A 16,953-nucleotide genomic window follows, 5' to 3' on the forward strand; every position below is an offset into this window, starting at 1 on the left:
GGCAGTCGTCAGGGGGTTGTGCGGTGTGCTGCAACGGCACTTCCGGCCCAGAAAAAACAGCGAACGGCCCGCTTTTTCACCCTGCGAACATGGCAAGGCGGCACGAAAGTCAACAAATATTCAATGTGTAATTTATGACAACATTGATGATTTGCGACATTCTGGTGTATTTTTTAATGCTTTACAAGCAATAAAAATATTAAAAAATTAATTAATTGAGATTAAGCAAGGAAATGAAAAAATCACTCAAAGGCACTTGCATTCATGCCAACAAATGTGTCTATTTTGTTATTTTTTGAAATTGGTACTACGACAGGTTTTTTTGCTTCACGCCCTTGAAATGATAGAAATCAAGGCTAAAGATGCCAATTTCGCTCAATATGCCACTATGTACTCTAGCGTACATATCAGAAAGAAAAGTGTTTCCCATGTGATACTAAAAATAATTCAAATGACAATGTTTATTGGTATCACAGGTGCAGCACGGCAGAAATCACAAAAGAATTCCATGTGGAAATTTTTTATGTACTGCAACGTGAAAATGAAGTTGTGAAAATACAACAAAAAAGATCGGCGGCGCGCCGTCGCGGACAGGGGAAACGCGGGGAGTTTTGGGAAAGGGCGGCAAGACGTTACCGAAGCGCCTGCATCCAGGCAAAAAAACCGGATGCTGCGACAGGAGGGAGCAGGCGCTTGTCCCGGCAGAGGGATCCATCCCCTGCCGGGACAGCCGGGACAGGCGTTAAGGGCGGGCCGTTGCCGCCCAGCCGCCGCCCATGGCCCGGTACAGGTCGACCGAGGCGACGAGGATGCGCGTCTTCAGTTGCAGCAGCCCCACGTCGGCGCTGTACAGGGTACGCTGGGCGTCCAGCTCTTCCAGGTACGAGGCATAGCCATTGCGGTAGCGGTTATGCGCGATGCGCAGGGTGTCCGCCGCCGTGGCGCGGCGCGCGTCGTTTTCCACGGCCTGCTGCTGGAGGCGGTAGATGGCGCCCAGGCTGTTCTCCGTTTCGGCGAAGGCATTGCGCACCACGTTTTCATAGGTGTACGCGAGCTGGTCGCGCTGCGCGCCTGCCGCATCCGTCTGCGCCTGCACGCGCCCGCCGTCGAACAGGGGACCGGCCGCCAGCGCCGTCAGCCGCCACAGGGCCGTGGGCGCATGCAGGAAATCGGTGAGCGTCGTCGCTTGCCCGCCGCCGACGGCCGTCAGTTTGAACGAGGGCAGCAGCTGGTCGCGCGTGGCGGCCAGGCTGGCGTTGGCGGCCGCCAGGTTGTGTTCCGCGCGCGCGATGTCGGGCCGCCGGCGCAGCAATTCGGACGGCAGGCCGGCAGGCACACCCGGCGCCGCCAGTTCGGCCAGCGGCAAGCCGCGCGCGATGGGGCCGGGATTGCCGCCGACGAGGACGGCCAGCGCGTTTTCCTGTTCAAAAATCTGCCGCTGCAGCTGCGGTACCTGCTCGGCCGCCGCATGGTATTCCGATTGCGCCTGCAGCCATTCCAGCCGCGAGCTGTAGCCCACCTCGAACTGCTTGCGGGCCAGCTCGCGCGACTGTTCGCGCAGCTGCAGCGTCGATTGCGTGAGCGCCAGCTGCGCGTCGAGTCCCCGCAGATTCAGGTAACTCGTCGCCACGCTGGCGGCGATCGACAGGGCCGCCGCATCGAGGCTGGCCTGCTCGGCGCGGTAACTCTCGCCCGCAGCATCGCTCAGATTGGCCAGCCGGCCCCACACGTCGATTTCATAGCTGGCCTGCAGTTCGGCCTGGAAGACATTCGTCACATACGGTTTGCCGCTGGACGCCAGGGTGCGCGTGCGCGTGGGCGAGCCGTCGAAGGCCAGGTTGGGCGCGCGGTTCGCGTCGGCCTGCGCCAGGCGCGCGCGGTATTCCTGCACCCGGGCGCGGGCCACGCGCAAGTCGCCGTTGCGCGCCAGCGCCTCGCCCACCAGGTCGCTCAAGACCGGATCGCCGAAGGCTTGCCACCACAGCTGCTCCACCTGCGCGCCATCGGAGGCGGCAATGAGCACCGGCGCACCGGCCCCCTGCGCGCGCCAGCCGGACGGCAGCTGCAATGCCGATACTGGCCGCGGCGGCGCGGTGGCGGCGCAGCCGGCCAGCGCCAGCGCGCCGGCCATCAGCAGGACATGGCGCTTCATGGCTTGGCCTTCTTCGGCGCTGGCGGCGGCGCCGGATTGTCCGCCGAGTCGTTCAGCACGGCGGACGTGTCGACGCTGACCACCACCGACATGCCGGGCACGAGCCGGCGCGCATTCGCCTGCCCCGCGTCGATGCGGATGCGCACGGGAATGCGCTGGGCGATCTTGAGGTAATTGCCCGTCGCGTTATCGGCCGGCAGCACGGAAAATTCGGAACCGGTGGCCGGCGAGATGCGCTCCACCTGGCCCGTCAGCACGGCGCCGTCGAGGGCGTCGACGTGGAAGGTGGCGCTCTGCCCTTCCTGCACGCCGTTCATCTGCGTTTCCTTGAAATTGGCGATCACCCACATCTGGCGCGGCACCAGCGCCATCAGCTGCGCACCCGAATTCACGTACGCGCCCTGGCGCACCGTCACCTGGCCCAGCTGGCCATCGGAAGGGGCAACGATGCGCGTGTTATCGAGGTCGATCTTCGCCGCCTTGACGGCTGCCTGCGCGTTCGCCACGGCCGCTTCCAGGGCCTGCTTGTTGACCACCACGGAATGCACGCTTTGCTGAGCGATGTCGAGATTGGCGCGCGCCTGCGCCAGCGCGGCCGCCATCTGCGCCTGCGTGGCGCGCGACTGGTCGTGTTCGCGCTGCGACAGGGAACCGTCGGCCACCAATTGTTCCACGCGATTGAGGTCGGCGCTGGCCTTGCGCGCCTGCGCTTCCGCATTGGCCAGCGCCGCCTCGCTGACGGAAATGCCCGCCTGCGCGCTGGCCTTTTGCTGCGCCCAGTTCGACAGCGCCGCCTGCTGCGCCGCCAGCTGGGCCTGCGCCTGCTCGTAGCGCTGCTGGTAGATGCGGTCGTCGATGCGCACCAGCAGCTGGCCTTCCTTCACGTCCATGAAATCCTGCACCGTCACTTCCACCACGTAGCCGGACAGCTGCGTGCCGATGATCGTCACCTGCCCCCGCACGGTGGCGTTTTCCGTCGTCACGACGGGGCTGGTGAACGGCGGCAGCCGCCACGCGTACAGCACGATCAGCACGCCCACCAGGGCCACGGCGGCAAAGGCCAGCGCGGACAGCCACTGGTGACGCCGGTCCGGCTGCGCCGTGGAAGGGGCGGCGGGTGCGGCTGCAGACGCCGCCGATGCAGGTGCGGGAGGTGGCGGTGGATTGTTATTTTCTGTCATTGCTCGGTTCCGAATTGGTAATGGGGACGATGGCCATGGCCGTCTGCGCATCGCGCACGGGGCCGACCAGGCGACGCGCGCCGGTGGTGATGCGGGTCCAGGATTGGCTGACCAGCATCCAGATCAGGGTGGCGATGGCGACGCCGGCGATCATCAAAAAGACATCGTTATAGGCCAGCACATTGGCTTCGCGCGTGGCGATGGCGCCCAGGCGCGCCACGCCCTGGGCGCTGCGCAAGGCAGGGTCCGTCAGCACGCCGCCGTAGCTCGCGGCGCCGGACTGCACGCGCGCGGCCACCTGCGGGTCGAGCAAGGTGAGATGCTCGACCAGGTAGCTGGAATGGTATTTTTCGCGCGCCGTCTGGATGGTGCCGACGATGGCCGAGCCGAGCAAGCCGCCCAGGTTCTGCGTCATGGTAAACATCACGGAAAAGCTCACCAGGTTGCGCGGTTCGGCGATCACGGCACCCATGCCGGCCACCATGGTAGGGCCGAGGAAATACGTGCCGCCAAAGGCCAGCAGGAACTGGCTGACATACATGTTGACGGGGCGCGTCTGGCTGGTGGCGTGCGCGTCGATCAGTGCGCCGGCGGCGATCAGCAGCAGCGCGAACATCAGCGAGCGGTTCAGGGTGGCCGGATTGATCGTCAGCGCGCTAACCACCAGGCCAGCCACGCTGCCCAGCAGCACCACGATGAACAGGTTCTGCATCTGGTCCGTGTTCAAGCCCAGCGCCTGCAGGAAGCCCACGGCCCCCGTCGATTCGGACAGCACGATGCGAAACAGCAGCACGGACAAGAACAGCTTGGCGATCTTGCCCGTGGTGAGCCAGCGCGTATTGAGCAGCGGGCGCGCGCGGTTATGCTCGATGGCCAGCGAGGCGGCGATCAGCACGATGGAGCCTGCCAGGCACACGCCCACCCATTCCGATTCCATCCACCACGCCGTGCGCCCCTGCGCCAGCACGGCGCACAGCAAGGCCACGCCGGGCGCGAACAGGATGAAGGTGAGGAAATCGAGCGGCTCGAACGTCTGCACCCTGTCGCCGGGCGGCAGTTTCAGGGCCAGCACGCAGCCCAGCGCCAGCAGGGCCAGTCCCAGTTCGAACAGGTACAGGCCATGCCATTCGCCGATCTGCAGCAGTTCGGAAGTAAAGATGCGCGCGAGCGGCAGCGCCAGTTGGGCAAAACCCAGGCCCAGCACCACGCCTTTCAGGCGGTGCCGCGCGGGAAACGCCTGCAAGGTGTAGTACAGGCCCAGCACGCCCAGCGCGCCGCCCACCATGCCATGCGCGGCGCGCACGGCGATCGCCGACGGCAAGGTATTCGCATACAAGTGGGCGAACGTCACGAGCGCATACAGCACCAGGAACGCTTCCGTGAACAGGCGCAGGCCGAACTGCTGGCGGAACTTCACCAGCAGCAGATTCATGGACACGATGGTCATCACGTAGGCGGCCGGCAGCCACTGCATCTGGTAGGCATAGGCGGCCAGCGAACCTTGCAGGTTCAGCAGATTGGCCGTCACCAGGCCGTTGCCCAGCCCCCCCGTCAGCGCGACGATCAGGCCGACGATGAAGTACGCGACACGCTTGGGCGTCGAATGTTCGGGCATCGATGGCGACCCGGGCAAGGTCGGGCGTTCGCCCGGCCCCCAGGTGCGAGGTGTGTACTTGTCCATGCGGTAATCGCGATCCGGTTTGCTGAAGCCGTTCTTTGCTGCTATAGAAATAGTTGCAAATGAACAGTTCTAGTCAGCAGCATATCACCGCAGGACGTTTTTATTGTTTACATTGTTGCATGGCGTTGCGCATGCCGCGCAAACAGCGTATGCAACGGGGCCGGCGGATCCGGCCCCGTTGCCGATGCCGCCACTCACACCCGCGGCGGGTCCGTCTCGCGCGCAAACGCCCGGTGCGCGGCCAGCGCCTTCTTGAAGGCCGCCACGGCTTTCACCACGTCGCCGGACGGCGCGACGATGATGGCGGGATCGGGCTTGCCATCGGGCAATGTCACCGGCACGTCCGCCTTGTCCAGCAAGTCCTTGCCCGCGCCGACAGCCAGCATGGGCTTGCAGTGGCGGTATTGCAGGCGCAGGAAGTCGAGCGCGTTGGCGTCGCTGCCCAGCTGCTGCACGGCGCCCTGGCCGTCCGGCAGCACGACGGCGTCGAACAGCACGGACGGTCCCGTCTCGAGCGAGATTTCCACGTCGAGCGGCGCGCCGCCGCTGGTATCGACTTTCCCCAGGTGGCTGCCCACCAGGCGCGGCACGGCGCCATCGGCCAGCAGCGAGGCATAGATATTGCGCACCTGCGCGCCATCGCTGCCCGGCCCCACCAGGATGGCCACGCGCAGGGTATGGATGCCCGTCTTGCCGGGGCGGAAAAAGAGCGACAGGGCCGGCGACGGTGGATACGTGGGGATCGGCAGCATCGAGGCGCGCGGCATGACGGGCGGCAGCGCCAGGCCCAGGCCGTCGGCCAGGCGCTGCGCCAGGGTTTCGTCGACATTGCGCAGCATGGCGACGATGCGCTTGCGGATGGCCACCGTCTGCACCTTGCTCAGTTCAAAGCGGAACGCATGCACGATATGGTCCTGTTCGACCGGCGTCTGGCTGATCCAGAACAGGCGCGCCTGGCCGAAGTGCTCGGCGAACTTCTCGGGCTTGCCGCGCACCTTGTCGCCTTCGGTCGCGGCGGGAAAGCTGTTGAAGCCCTTCGCGCCCGCCTGGAAGGGACAGCCGCCCGCCAGGGAATTGGGTTCATACGCGACCCGGCCCCGGTTGATGGCCTGGCGGTGGATGCCGTCGCGCTGGTTGTTGTGCAACGGCGCCAGCGGCGAATTGATGGGGATTTCATGGAAATTGGCGCCGCCCAGGCGCGTGATCTGCGTGTCGACGTAGGAGTGGATACGCCCCTGCAGCAGCGGGTCGTTGCTGAAATCGATGCCGGGCACGATGTGCGCCGTGCAGAACGCCACCTGCTCCGTCTCGGCGAAAAAATTGTCGGGATTGCGGTTCAAGACCATCTTCCCGACGGGGACCAGCGGCACGATTTCTTCGGGAATCAGCTTGGTCGGATCGAGCACGTCGAAGGGGAACGCTTCGGCCTGCGCTTCCGTGAATATCTGGAAGGACAGCTCGTATTCGGGATACGCGCCGCACTCGATGGCTTCCCACAGGTCGCGCCGGTGGAAGTCGGAATCGGCGCCGCTCAGTTTGACGGCTTCGTCCCACACCAGTGAATACGTGCCGGCCATGGGCGACCAGTGGAATTTGCAGAAGACGGACTGGCCCTTCGCATTCACGAGGCGGAAGGTATGCACGCCGAAGCCCTGCATCATGCGGAAACTGCGCGGGATGGCGCGGTCCGACATGGCCCACATCAGCATGTGCGTGATTTCCGGCGACAGCGAGGCGAAGTCCCAGAAGGTGTCGTGCGCGCTGGCCGCCTGCGGCATGCCGTTGTGCGGCTCGGGCTTGACGGCGTGGATCAGGTCGGGGAACTTCATCGCATCCTGGATGAAGAAGACGGGGATATTATTGCCGACCAGATCCCAGTTGCCCTCGTCCGTATAAAACTTCACGGCGAAGCCGCGCACGTCGCGCGCCGTATCGGTAGAACCGCGTTCGCCGGCCACCGTGGAAAAACGCACGAAGACGGGCGTGCGTTTGCCCGCCTTGGCGAACGGCGCGGCGCGCGTGTGCCTGCTTTGCTCCTTGTAGCATTCGAAATAGCCGTGGGCGGCCGAGCCGCGCGCATGCACGACGCGCTCGGGGATGCGCTCATGGTCGAAGTGCGTGAGCTTTTCGCGCAGGATGAAATCTTCCATCAGGGTGGGGCCGCGCAAGCCCGCCTTCAGCGAATTCTGGTTGTCGCCCACGGGCACGCCCTGATTGGTCGTCAGCACGCAGCCGCTGTCGTCGCTGCGGGAGTGATCCAGCGAATTATTCAACGCATTCTCGCCCAGCGCGGGCTGGCCATCGCCCGTCTTCGGGGAAGGTATCGTTTCGCCCGTGGTGCTGGCCGTGGCCAGCGCTTCGCCGGCTGCCACATGTACGCCTTCGGCCGGCGTGCGAGCCGCCTCGCCATACTGGCCATATTCCTTGGGATTGACGGCCATGGCGGCGGACAGTTGCTGGCCGGCGGCCGTCTTTTGCAGCAGCGCGCGGGTCAGGTCATTATCCGCACCCAGGCTGTTCGGCGTATTGCTGTCGGATGGGCCGGACATGCTGCTCAATACGGAACCAGCACCGTCCGTGGACGGCGTTTTCTTGTTGGTAGCCATTACATCTCCTGTGAGTAGTCTGCCCCGGGAGAACGCTACAACTCCCTCATTCAGCGCACGAACAGGGCAATCAAAACAATGATGGAAATAGGTACACCGATCAACCACAACAAAATGGAGCGCATCTTCACTCTCCTTTACGGCCTGCTACTAGCTACTACCTTGTGCGCGTGGGCGCTGTTTCCTCCGCCATCACGGCGAAGGGAACAGCGCCCACGACAAATACCGGCCAGGAAGGCGTAAAACTTATTTACGCGAACCCAGCAATTTCGACAGGCCATACCCGGCCGCTGCCGCAATCAGCAGGGACACGGCCGGCCGTTCGCGCACGTAATCGCGGCCCGTCTCGCCGGCGCGCTGGCAGGCGGCGCCCAATTGCTTGCCGCGCGCCATCAAGCGTTCGGAAGCCTTGCTGACGCTGTCGCTGACTTGGTCGATGCGGTCGCCCACCTGGTCCACGCCGTCGTGGGCGCGCGTGGCCATCTTGTCGGCCAGGGGCTGGGCCTGACTTGCCACCTTGTCGATCGTGCGGTGCAAGTCCTGGCGGGTATCCTGGGCGGTGCCGTTGATATCGGAGCTGGTTTTTTCAATCGCGTTCATGATGGTTTCCTTTAACAGTGAATAATTTCAACCATGCTCGATGCCGTGACCGAATCATGATTCTCCTCGCTTCTGGGAAAAAGAAGCGGCTAAACGCTGCCGGGCTGAGCCATATCAAACTCTGGATCAGCAGCAAGCTGTTGGCACTACCTTAACCGCGCCTGCCATACGCCACCGTGCGCTGCCACACCTTGAAGGCCAGACTTAAATGCCTGCCAGAAATAACAGTCCGCGCCGGCCTGGTGCGGCGGGCGAGGAGTAACGCTGCCTGATGCATGGTCCGCCCTGACGAGAAAGCCGGCCCCATACAAATGCATGGATTTTTATGCAGATTTTACGCATAATGTAGGCACTAAAATACATACATCAAGACAAAATGCCTCCGTCTAAATCCATACAAAAAGATGACCATGCAAGCGCATGGATCACGCCGTTCGTGCAGCACGGCGGTCCGCGCTACCTGCAGATCGCCGACATGCTCGAGCGCGCGCTGTCCGGCGGCAGCCTGCGCCCGGGGGACCGCTTGCCGCCGCAGCGCAGCCTGGCCGCCCTGTTCCAGGTCGACCTGACGACAGTGACGCGCGCCTACGACGAAGCCAAGCGCCGCAACCTGCTGGAAGGGCACGGCGCGCGCGGCACCTACGTGGCGGCGCCGAAGGTGGAATTGACGCAGATGCTGGACCTGAGCATGAACATCCCGCCGCCGCCCGTGGGCGTGGATTTCGACGACCTGCTGAAACAGGGCGTGGCGCAGGTGCTGATGCGCACGGACAGCGATCTGTTGATGAGTTATCACCTGGGCGGCGGCAGCAAGGCCGACCGCGCGGCGGGCGCCGCCTGGCTCGCGCCTATGTTCGGCAATGTCGATGGGGAACACGTCGTCGCCTGCCCCGGCGCGCAGGCGGCGCTGGCGGCGCTGATTTTGACCCTGAGCCGGCCCGGCGACGCCATCTTGACGGAGCCGGCCGTGTATCCGGGCTTGCGCTCGGCGGCGGGACAGCTGAACCGCAAGGCCGTGGCCGTGGAAACGGATGCGGACGGCATGCTGCCCGAAGCGCTGGAAAAAGCTGGCCGCAAGCACCGCGCGCGCCTCGTGTATCTGAATCCCACCCTGCAGAATCCCACGGCGCACACCATGCCGGCCGCGCGCCGCCTGGCCATCACGCAAGTGGCCCAGCGCTGCGGCATGCACATCATCGAGGATGATCCGTACTGGCTGCTGGCGTCCGATGCGCCACCGCCCCTGGCGCATTACGCCCCCGCCCACGTATCCTACATCGCCACCCTGTCGAAATGCCTGGCGCCGGGCCTGCGCATGGCCTATACCTTGATCGCCGACACGCAGTTGCGCGAACGCTTCCTGGACGCCCTGCGCTCTTTCAGCCTGATGGCCACGCCCGTGACGACGGCGCTGACGACGCAATGGATACACGACGGCTCCGCGCACGCGCTGCTGGCCGGCATACGCAGCGAAGCCGATGCGCGCCAGGACGTCATCCGCACCATCCTGACGGGCGCCACTCACCCGCGCAGCGATGGCATCCACGTGTGGTTTTCGCTGCCCGGCTACTGGACCTCGCGCGAACTGGCCGCCACCGCCCGTGCCCAGGGCGTGGCCGTCACGGCGTCCGACGCCTTCTACGACAACCGCCCGCCGAACGCCATCCGCATCTCGCTGGGCAGCATCCGCGACCGCGCGCGCCTGGCCAGCGCATTGAAGAAATTGTCGCTGCTGCTGGCGCACAAGCCTGCCGTGCGGCGGGAATTCGTCATTTAACGGCGCAACCGCGCATCCACCGAATACTTGCCCGCGCCGCCGATGGCAATCGTGCCGAAGACGATGATCAGCAACCAGCCGAACTGGCCGTCTGCGATGCTCCAGTCCGGGTGCACGAGCAGCATCGACACGCCCAGCAGGGGCAGGCAGGCCAGGCGCGTCAGCAAACCGGCGGCGACCAGCAGCGGGCAGAGGATTTCCGCGAACAGGGCGCAATACAGGGTGACGGCGCGGCGCGCCGCGCAATGCCGCGCTCAAGCCGCAGGCACGGCCGGTCGCCCGCTACGCTGCTGCACTACGATCAGGGCCCCCAGCAAAATCAGGGGCACGGCCAGCGCCACGAAACCGAAAGCCAGGTAGGCAAAGGCGGCAGCGATGGCGCCCAGGGCAAAGGCCAGCAGCGGCCAGAAGAACTTCCCGCAGCGCGCATGGGTAGCGCCATCGGCCGCGCTGCGCAGCACGTCGACGGTGTCGATGACGATCTGCGTCACGTTACCCGTCATCATGGAAGTGGGCGCCAGATGCGCCAGCAGCAGCCGGCTGGTGGCGCTGTGCACACCCATGGCGGCCGTGCCCAGCAAACCGGCCGCCATGGCCATGGAACTGACATCCTTGCCGATCGGTTCGGCCAGGCAGCCAAACACCATGAAGCCGGCCAGCAAGGCCCACTGCAGCAGCATCGCCAGGGTCAGTGACGGGCCGGCGCGGCGCTCCACGGCCAGCACCATCAGGCGCGTGACGGCGACGCCGGCGATAAAGGCGGGAAAAGCGAGAAACTTCAACAGGATGGACGCGCGCGATGCATCCGCCAGGGCGGCGCCGATCAGCACGAAGTTACCCGTGACATGGGCCGTAAACAGGCCAAACAGGGCAATGAAACCCAGGGTATCGACATACCCCGCTAAAAATCCCAGGCTGGTGCCGAACAAGCGGCTATGTGGTGGCTGATCCATCGAATGACTCCTGATACCGTGCAATGCACTAAAAAACGAAAAACGCGCCAGGGAAGCGCCCCGGCGCCGATGCCTGCATGGTAAGCCATGTGGCCGGCCGCCGCCCCCCCCCGTCCTTCGGCCAGTGCGTCTGCTCCACCTGATCTTTTGGCCCGTGTTCAAGCGCCGCCCGCTACCCTGGACGAGGTGACTTGCGCGCCGCGCACGCCGGCCTGTTAGCGTACGGCTCCCGTCTGGCCAACGACCGCCACGGCATCGCCGACTTTGCCATCAACAGCCTGGGACGCGATGCAGAAACAAAGGGCGCCACCTTGTCGGGCATGGCGCTGGGATAAGGCACACTTTCTGAGCGGCGCTCAGTCCCAGCAGACTGACAGCACGGCATAGCCCTCCGAAGGATCAGGAGCGTTGGCGGGCTTGCCGTATGGCCAGCCAGGAATGACGCCGTCGGCTTCCATGCCGGCGATCCAGCCTTCCACCTCGTCCTGGCGTGCGGACGTGAAGATGTGCACGTTTTCCGCCGGCGGGAAGCATTTCGCGTCCACGTCCGCCTGGCCATAGTCGCACCAGTCCTGGTGCAAGCCGACCAACACCTTTTCCACGTCCGGCCTGGCGGCGATCTCGCGGAACATGTCATACAACCTCGCAATCGGCGGGCGGCCATAGCCCCACTGGTTCGGCGCGATCGACTCTTCGTCGGCATTGCCCGCAAAGTAGAGATCCAGATCGACCACGGGTGGCGTATCGCCATCGTCCACACCGGGCGAGGTCAGGTACTGGTAGATTTTGTCGGGCATGGGCAAGGTTCCGTTGATATGAAAGACAATGCCATATTGTAATCTGCAGACTGCGTATCCAGGCAAAGCACCGCGCCAGGGTTCGAGTGCGCGGCAAGGTGATGGCGACATACGCCGTCCAGATGCTGTGCCCCCTGATCACAGCAGGCTGCATGCCATGCCGCTGAAATCGAGGGCAACAAAAAACCCGCTGACTTTTGCAAGCAAGCGGGTTTTCTGATGAAACTTGGTGCCGTTGGCCGGAATCGAAAATCCATTAATATCAGCAACTTAAATGATAATTTGCAAAAAATTTTCCAAATAATTCATGCTAAGTAAAGTGTTTTATCGGCTTTTACCTGAGAAAAACAACTCAGATTTATGATCTCGAACATGAAGTAAAAGCTCTTGCTCGCTGCCTAAACGATGCGAACTTCTGCGATTCGAAGCTGGATAGCATCACATGAAGCATCTATGGCAGCAAGGATTGCAGCTTCATTTGAAGCTCTCTTTTTCCAGCGCTCAGCAAATCCCAACGAATCGGCACCTTGAGCATCGATAAGTTCGACGTGGCAAGTAGTACATACGTCTGTCAGAGCGTCGAATACCTTCTTATCGTAAAAAGGTTTGTTCTCTTGCACGACACGAAGGAAATTGTTGTATGGATCTGTCACTGCCCCGAGTCGACGTTCAAGCCTAGCTTGTTCCGACTCCCTACTGTCAACTTCATCATATATCGGTCGAATTGCTAAAACAGCTCCCCTTAAAGGTACCAGAAGTGCCCATGCCGTTCGGTAGACTTCATATTCGTGCTCAAAGCGAATTCGATCGATAAGGACCAAATGCTCAAGCCCTGCACCAAGCTTGGCCAAATTTTCTGCGTTCGCACGTTCCAGGCTCGCTTGTACCTTGACCAGCAGCAACTCTCTCTCTGCAGCTTCTTTTGCGACAATTCTAGTATGCCAAGTATTTCCTAGCCATGTGGCCAACCCTCCCGCCACGACTGCACTTCCGCCAAGAGATGTTAAAATTGTAAGCCAGAATTCCACAGATTTCCTTTACCATAAGTGTTCAGACCCATCATACGCTACCCATTTACTCACCAGCAGGCATCGTACAACAGGCACATATGATGCAACAGTGCCTTTCCCCTATGAAGCACCACTCTGAATTTTCAGAGTTACGCTAAAAGTTACGCATCTTAGACAACTGAACGCCTTCGCGTCGTACCTGGATTTGCCCCCCACATCTTAACAACTTGATTATGCAAAAAAACGAAAAATCTGATTTACTTGGCACCGCCCGACGGACTTTTTCCAACGCCAATAGGCATTTTTGTAATCTGGAAATCGAAGATGCCAAGTTTTTTCAGTTAAATCCGCTTCAAATTGTTGTTGATTCCGACATATCAACGGGTTTTGACATTCATAAAGTCGCTCTAACCGCTCCGCTGCCAGAAGCAATAATCGGGCTGGCATTTGATTTTGTTGGCAACCTACGCGCTAGCCTCGATCAAGCTTGTTATGCGATTGCAATTGCTAGCACGCCTGGAAGTAATGGCAAAAAAGCTCATTTCCCATTCGGAAAAACGCTTGACGATGTTCTTAAAAAGAAGAAGAAAGATGGAGGGTCAAAAAATATCCCTGATGTTTTTTTTGACCTTATCCTTGAAAGTAAACCGTATCGAGATGGAAATTACGCCCTATGGCAGCTTAACAATCTCTGCAACACCTCGAAGCATGAACTTCTTGGGCCTATCGCTACTCACTTTGAGCCGATGTCAGTAGTCAAAAATGCTAAGTTTGAGAGTCTCGTTAGTTTAAAAATTCCTCCAAGATGGGATTTCAAGCGACAAGAGATGATCATTGCGATCGTAAAGCATGGTACTAAGGCTGATTTTGAAATCCACTTGGATTCATTTTTGGCAATAGGTGGAGACAGCGAGATAAGCGGAGCACCTGCTATACGCACGTTTTTTGCAATGAAAAAAAACGTTGAATCTATCCTCGATAAGTTAGAAGAAAAAATAGATAGTCTAGGATTGTGATTCCTGTTGTCGTGGGTTCGAGCCCCATCAGCCACCCCACAGAATGAGTAGAAAAATCAAAGGGTTACATGCTTCGGCTTGTAACCTTTTTTTGTATTTTCCAACGGATTTCACATCTTCAAACGCGCCTACCCAAATCATTGACTCGGCATGAGTCTGCGCAAGCCCTATCTCTTCTACGCATGACATCCTGATCACATCTCCGCACGACGCATATGAGGCGATGATCATGAATCTTTTGCTCAAATACCTGGTCGCTTTTTCAGCCTTGTCTTGCAACTCACCAAGGCCCGAACCAGTAGCTGAAATACTTCAAGTAGGACAGAGCAGCTTCGCCCTTGCCGCGCGTTACGGCACGCCCGCCAGCTATCAGCACCAAGGCGAGTATCTACAACTAAACTATGGAAGCGCCGCAAGCGGCTGTCGGCTCATCGTGCTGGTTGAACCGGCCCAGCAGGTGGTCGGCTGGGTATCCTCAGGCACTCGCTGTATCAGCGCTAGGCCAGATGGCCTTGCAAAGCCAGACCTGAACATGCTGGACTAACATCCCATCGACCATTTCATTTTCATGGCCCCGCAAAATCATGCCATCAGCATTCAGCAGCTCCAATTCCGGCTCAAACAACGGATCGCTGATGCGAACTGGCATACCGTGACTTGGCCGAACGAGGGTTGCGGCTCGATGGTACGCAACACCGAAGCCGCCGCGCTCTACGGTAAGCAAACCTTTTAGCGGTACAAAGTCGTCCATTTCCCGCTTGGTGATCTTGCGCCCCTTGTCCCTGAGCTTAATCACTTGATATGGCACACCCGGTACTTCGAGCACCTTTTTAGGCCACTTGTGTTTATTTGTTGTTCCGTCCATAACTAGCTCAATATACTGTACAAAAACACAGTATATTGCCAAGATTGGGAAACCAGAAGGCGAGATTTGTAACTAGAAGAGCCCGCCCGGCTCCGTGGGCGCTGCCGGCGTGGGCGCCTTCGCACGGGATCGCGGCTGCATAGGGTCGGGCTGCGCGACGAGAAGGTCTGTAGGGTACTGCCGGTACACATCCTGTTCGGTCACCAGCGAACCGTCCAGCCAGCCTTGGTACTGGTCCGGGTCCAGGATCATCACCATGCGCTTTTCATCGTCGGGCTTGTGGAAACGCTGCATCAGTGGGTGCCCATCGGCGTTGATCGTCAGCATCGAAAACGACAGCAGCTGATCCGCCGGCCGGTATTCCCAGATGCCAGCAATAGCCACTGGGGAGCCATCGGCGCGCTCAATGCGCCAGCGCACGGGCTTGCCGGTTTCGTAATTTGGTTCGAAGAAATTGGCGGCCGGGATGATGCAAAACTGCTTGCGCTTCCAGGCGTTGCGGAAAGATGGCTTGCTGGCCACCGTCTCCATACGCGCGTTGTATGTTTGGCGAGCGAGCTTGAGGTCGGCCCAGTGCGGCACCATGCCGAACAAAGCAGGGGCGATTTCCAACTCACCAGACGCATCATGCGAACTGCGCAAGATGGGCGCCATGTAGCCGGGCCAAGCCTCAGGCGGTAACTGAAGTTGAAGTGAACGCAAACTAAAATGGTCTGCGATCTGCTCATTACGGCTCGGAGTATAGTCAGCACACATGCGACTATTTTATAGTTTTTTTTGCAAACAGACATCACCGCTATACTTGCGGCACGAGCGAACAGCCGCAATGCTTGCATTTGCGCGCATCCTTGATTACAAGCTCACGGCAATCTGGGCACTTGACGTGGGTTCTTGGTGAAGGAGCAGCCTTATCAACCTCTACCGATGGCATCACTGCGACAGCAATCAAGCTCAATGGACCAAATACCAGCCCAAGCAGAAACCATATTCCTGCGAAGCGAGCTTTGCTGTTTGCGACAATCCAACAAAGTACTGCGCTTCCGATCCAGACAAAAAACAGAATCTCCATAAATTCCTTTCAGAAACGTTTTGGCGCCACATGACGCTAAGTGCGAAGAAAATAGGGGGGCTAAAGCGGCATGCACAGACGTCGTCACAGTCGCTAGTCAAACCGCTGCCAACTGGAAATAACGCCATGTACTATCGCCAGCAATCTACCTTCCCACCTCGAAAAAGTTCAGGGTCAAGTAGCATTCAAATACCTCCTCATTGTCCACCCCGTAGAAATTATACATCGCACAACTATGCAACGATGTATAGTAGACAAATTGACTAAATATTGGAGATGATGATGGGGCGCGCCAGCCGAGCAAAAAACGCAAGACGACTTAGCACTCCAATAAAAACGAAACCATTGCAATCTTTTGTTTTTCAGCCAACTATCTCCCAACCAACGAGCTATCAGCCTTCAGGACGAGAGCGGAGGCAACGTGAGAAGGAAGAGGGCCAGGGAATGGCTGGGCAAATAGGCGATGAGGAATTCACAAATAAACACATATATCGTTTTTTCCAAGATAAAGCGCATGCTGATGCATTAGTATCCGGTAAAGTTTGGCTTAGTACGCTTACCAAATGTCGAGCCTATGAGGATCAATTTCAAGGAGACTCGGGTGAAGGGACTATGCACTACCAGTCAGGAACGATATCCGGCAGCTCTCAAGATCAGGATTTTGTGGAAATGGCTAGACACGCGAACATTGGAGTCGGGAATAACAATAATAATATTGAAATTATTGATTGTTCTGCAAAAAACATGATTCCTGACGCATTTGTAATATGCACTACAGAGCATTTTAGCCCAGACAATATTGGTGAGAAATTTGGAAAATATTGTGTTGAAATAAGTAATCCGAAATTATTTTTCGAGCTAGTTACTGCAAACATAAAAAAACACCAAAAAATGTACCAAGGTGCGTGGGGGAGAATAATCTATAAAGAAAGAAAATTCTCAGGCCGAGATCAAATTCCGGGACCAATTGGATTCGTAAAACCACCTGACAAATACTCGGACCAGCGAGAAGTTAGATTTATTTGGACCATACAAGGATCCCCACCATTATTAGAGCCTTTTGGACTTAACATTCCAGAAGTTAAATATTTATGCAGAAGAATTGATAATACAATTGATTAAACCGTACTTACAATGCAGTCGCTGCGATAATTAACTAAGGCTTGTTTTTTAACCTATACAACCTGTCATGTGTTCGTCACGATTTCTAATCTACGTCAAGAAAAAGCAGGGTGCAGACGTCTGC

The 16,953-nt window shown here is 59.3% G+C and carries 15 protein-coding genes; 4 read left to right on the top strand and 11 right to left on the bottom strand.

Features of this window, described 5'->3' with window-relative positions:
• Positions 1-742: 742 nt before the first annotated feature.
• The 5 genes from O0879_RS14310 to O0879_RS14330 form a co-directional block, all read right to left on the bottom strand.
• Positions 743-2,152, bottom strand: coding sequence for an efflux transporter outer membrane subunit (locus O0879_RS14310; RefSeq protein WP_289916979.1), 1,410 nt, complete (start codon positions 2,150-2,152; stop codon positions 743-745).
• Positions 2,149-3,333, bottom strand: coding sequence for an HlyD family secretion protein (locus O0879_RS14315; RefSeq protein WP_289916980.1), 1,185 nt, complete (start codon positions 3,331-3,333; stop codon positions 2,149-2,151). Before O0879_RS14315 ends, O0879_RS14310 begins: the two co-directional genes overlap by 4 nt.
• Complete coding sequence (locus O0879_RS14320; RefSeq protein ID WP_180278698.1) at positions 3,320-5,014, bottom strand: MFS transporter; 1,695 nt, start codon at positions 5,012-5,014, stop codon at positions 3,320-3,322. Before O0879_RS14320 ends, O0879_RS14315 begins: the two co-directional genes overlap by 14 nt.
• A 194-nt stretch (positions 5,015-5,208) precedes the next feature.
• A complete protein-coding gene (locus tag O0879_RS14325; protein ID WP_289916981.1) occupies positions 5,209-7,620 on the bottom strand; it encodes a catalase in 2,412 nt (803 codons plus the stop codon).
• Between the two features lie 246 nt (positions 7,621-7,866).
• The gene (locus tag O0879_RS14330; RefSeq protein WP_077408176.1) at positions 7,867-8,220 is read right to left on the bottom strand and encodes a hypothetical protein; all 354 of its coding nucleotides are present in this window, start codon (positions 8,218-8,220) and stop codon (positions 7,867-7,869) included.
• A gap of 376 nt (positions 8,221-8,596) precedes the next feature.
• On the opposite strand from O0879_RS14330, the gene O0879_RS14335 reads away from it, so the two are divergent.
• A complete protein-coding gene (locus O0879_RS14335) occupies positions 8,597-9,997 on the top strand; it encodes a PLP-dependent aminotransferase family protein (protein WP_289911337.1) in 1,401 nt (466 codons plus the stop codon).
• Here the strand turns inward: O0879_RS14335 and O0879_RS14340 are convergent.
• Both O0879_RS14340 and O0879_RS14345 read right to left on the bottom strand, forming a co-directional pair.
• Positions 9,994-10,218: a DoxX family protein gene (locus O0879_RS14340; RefSeq protein WP_354669656.1), complete on the bottom strand. Its 225-nt coding sequence runs from the start codon at positions 10,216-10,218 to the stop codon at positions 9,994-9,996. The genes O0879_RS14335 and O0879_RS14340 overlap by 4 nt on opposite strands.
• A 33-nt stretch (positions 10,219-10,251) precedes the next feature.
• Positions 10,252-10,950: a YoaK family protein gene (locus O0879_RS14345; RefSeq protein ID WP_289916982.1), complete on the bottom strand. Its 699-nt coding sequence runs from the start codon at positions 10,948-10,950 to the stop codon at positions 10,252-10,254.
• A 191-nt stretch (positions 10,951-11,141) separates the two neighbouring features.
• On the opposite strand from O0879_RS14345, the gene O0879_RS14350 reads away from it, so the two are divergent.
• Complete coding sequence (locus tag O0879_RS14350; protein ID WP_289916983.1) at positions 11,142-11,285, top strand: hypothetical protein; 144 nt, start codon at positions 11,142-11,144, stop codon at positions 11,283-11,285.
• Between the two features lie 21 nt (positions 11,286-11,306).
• Here O0879_RS14350 and O0879_RS14355 read toward each other — a convergent pair whose 3' ends face one another.
• Both O0879_RS14355 and O0879_RS14360 read right to left on the bottom strand, forming a co-directional pair.
• A complete protein-coding gene (locus tag O0879_RS14355; RefSeq protein ID WP_289903737.1) occupies positions 11,307-11,747 on the bottom strand; it encodes a hypothetical protein in 441 nt (146 codons plus the stop codon).
• Between the two features lie 398 nt (positions 11,748-12,145).
• Entirely contained in the window at positions 12,146-12,775 is a 630-nt protein-coding gene (locus O0879_RS14360; protein WP_289916984.1) for a hypothetical protein, read from the bottom strand.
• A gap of 215 nt (positions 12,776-12,990) precedes the next feature.
• Between O0879_RS14360 and O0879_RS14365 the strand changes: the two genes are divergently transcribed.
• Positions 12,991-13,773: a hypothetical protein gene (locus O0879_RS14365; RefSeq protein ID WP_289916985.1), complete on the top strand. Its 783-nt coding sequence runs from the start codon at positions 12,991-12,993 to the stop codon at positions 13,771-13,773.
• A gap of 475 nt (positions 13,774-14,248) precedes the next feature.
• On the opposite strand, the gene O0879_RS14370 is transcribed toward O0879_RS14365, so the two are convergent.
• On the bottom strand, positions 14,249-14,638 hold the full coding sequence (locus O0879_RS14370; RefSeq protein WP_289916986.1) for a hypothetical protein: 390 nt from the start codon (positions 14,636-14,638) through the stop codon (positions 14,249-14,251).
• A gap of 72 nt (positions 14,639-14,710) precedes the next feature.
• Entirely contained in the window at positions 14,711-15,394 is a 684-nt protein-coding gene (locus O0879_RS14375; RefSeq protein ID WP_289916987.1) for an SOS response-associated peptidase family protein, read from the bottom strand.
• A gap of 583 nt (positions 15,395-15,977) precedes the next feature.
• Here O0879_RS14375 and O0879_RS14380 point away from each other — a divergent pair.
• Complete coding sequence (locus O0879_RS14380; RefSeq protein ID WP_289916988.1) at positions 15,978-16,829, top strand: hypothetical protein; 852 nt, start codon at positions 15,978-15,980, stop codon at positions 16,827-16,829.
• Positions 16,830-16,953: the final 124 nt, after the last annotated feature.

Source organism: Janthinobacterium sp. SUN120 (assembly GCF_030397735.1).
GTDB lineage: Bacteria > Pseudomonadota > Gammaproteobacteria > Burkholderiales > Burkholderiaceae_D > Janthinobacterium > Janthinobacterium kumbetense.

What these genes read in the sequence shown, in the direction of transcription:
- O0879_RS14310 (WP_289916979.1), bottom strand. Translation starts at nt 2,152, where the DNA reads ATGAAGCGCCATGTCCTGCTGATGGCCGGCGCGCTGGCGCTGGCCGGC.
- O0879_RS14315 (WP_289916980.1), bottom strand. Translation starts at nt 3,333, where the DNA reads ATGACAGAAAATAACAATCCACCGCCACCTCCCGCACCTGCATCGGCG.
- O0879_RS14320 (WP_180278698.1), bottom strand. Translation starts at nt 5,014, where the DNA reads ATGGACAAGTACACACCTCGCACCTGGGGGCCGGGCGAACGCCCGACC.
- O0879_RS14325 (WP_289916981.1), bottom strand. Translation starts at nt 7,620, where the DNA reads ATGGCTACCAACAAGAAAACGCCGTCCACGGACGGTGCTGGTTCCGTA.
- O0879_RS14330 (WP_077408176.1), bottom strand. Translation starts at nt 8,220, where the DNA reads ATGAACGCGATTGAAAAAACCAGCTCCGATATCAACGGCACCGCCCAG.
- O0879_RS14335 (WP_289911337.1), top strand. Translation starts at nt 8,597, where the DNA reads ATGCCTCCGTCTAAATCCATACAAAAAGATGACCATGCAAGCGCATGG.
- O0879_RS14345 (WP_289916982.1), bottom strand. Translation starts at nt 10,950, where the DNA reads ATGGATCAGCCACCACATAGCCGCTTGTTCGGCACCAGCCTGGGATTT.
- O0879_RS14355 (WP_289903737.1), bottom strand. Translation starts at nt 11,747, where the DNA reads ATGCCCGACAAAATCTACCAGTACCTGACCTCGCCCGGTGTGGACGAT.
- O0879_RS14365 (WP_289916985.1), top strand. Translation starts at nt 12,991, where the DNA reads ATGCAAAAAAACGAAAAATCTGATTTACTTGGCACCGCCCGACGGACT.
- O0879_RS14370 (WP_289916986.1), bottom strand. Translation starts at nt 14,638, where the DNA reads ATGGACGGAACAACAAATAAACACAAGTGGCCTAAAAAGGTGCTCGAA.
- O0879_RS14375 (WP_289916987.1), bottom strand. Translation starts at nt 15,394, where the DNA reads ATGTGTGCTGACTATACTCCGAGCCGTAATGAGCAGATCGCAGACCAT.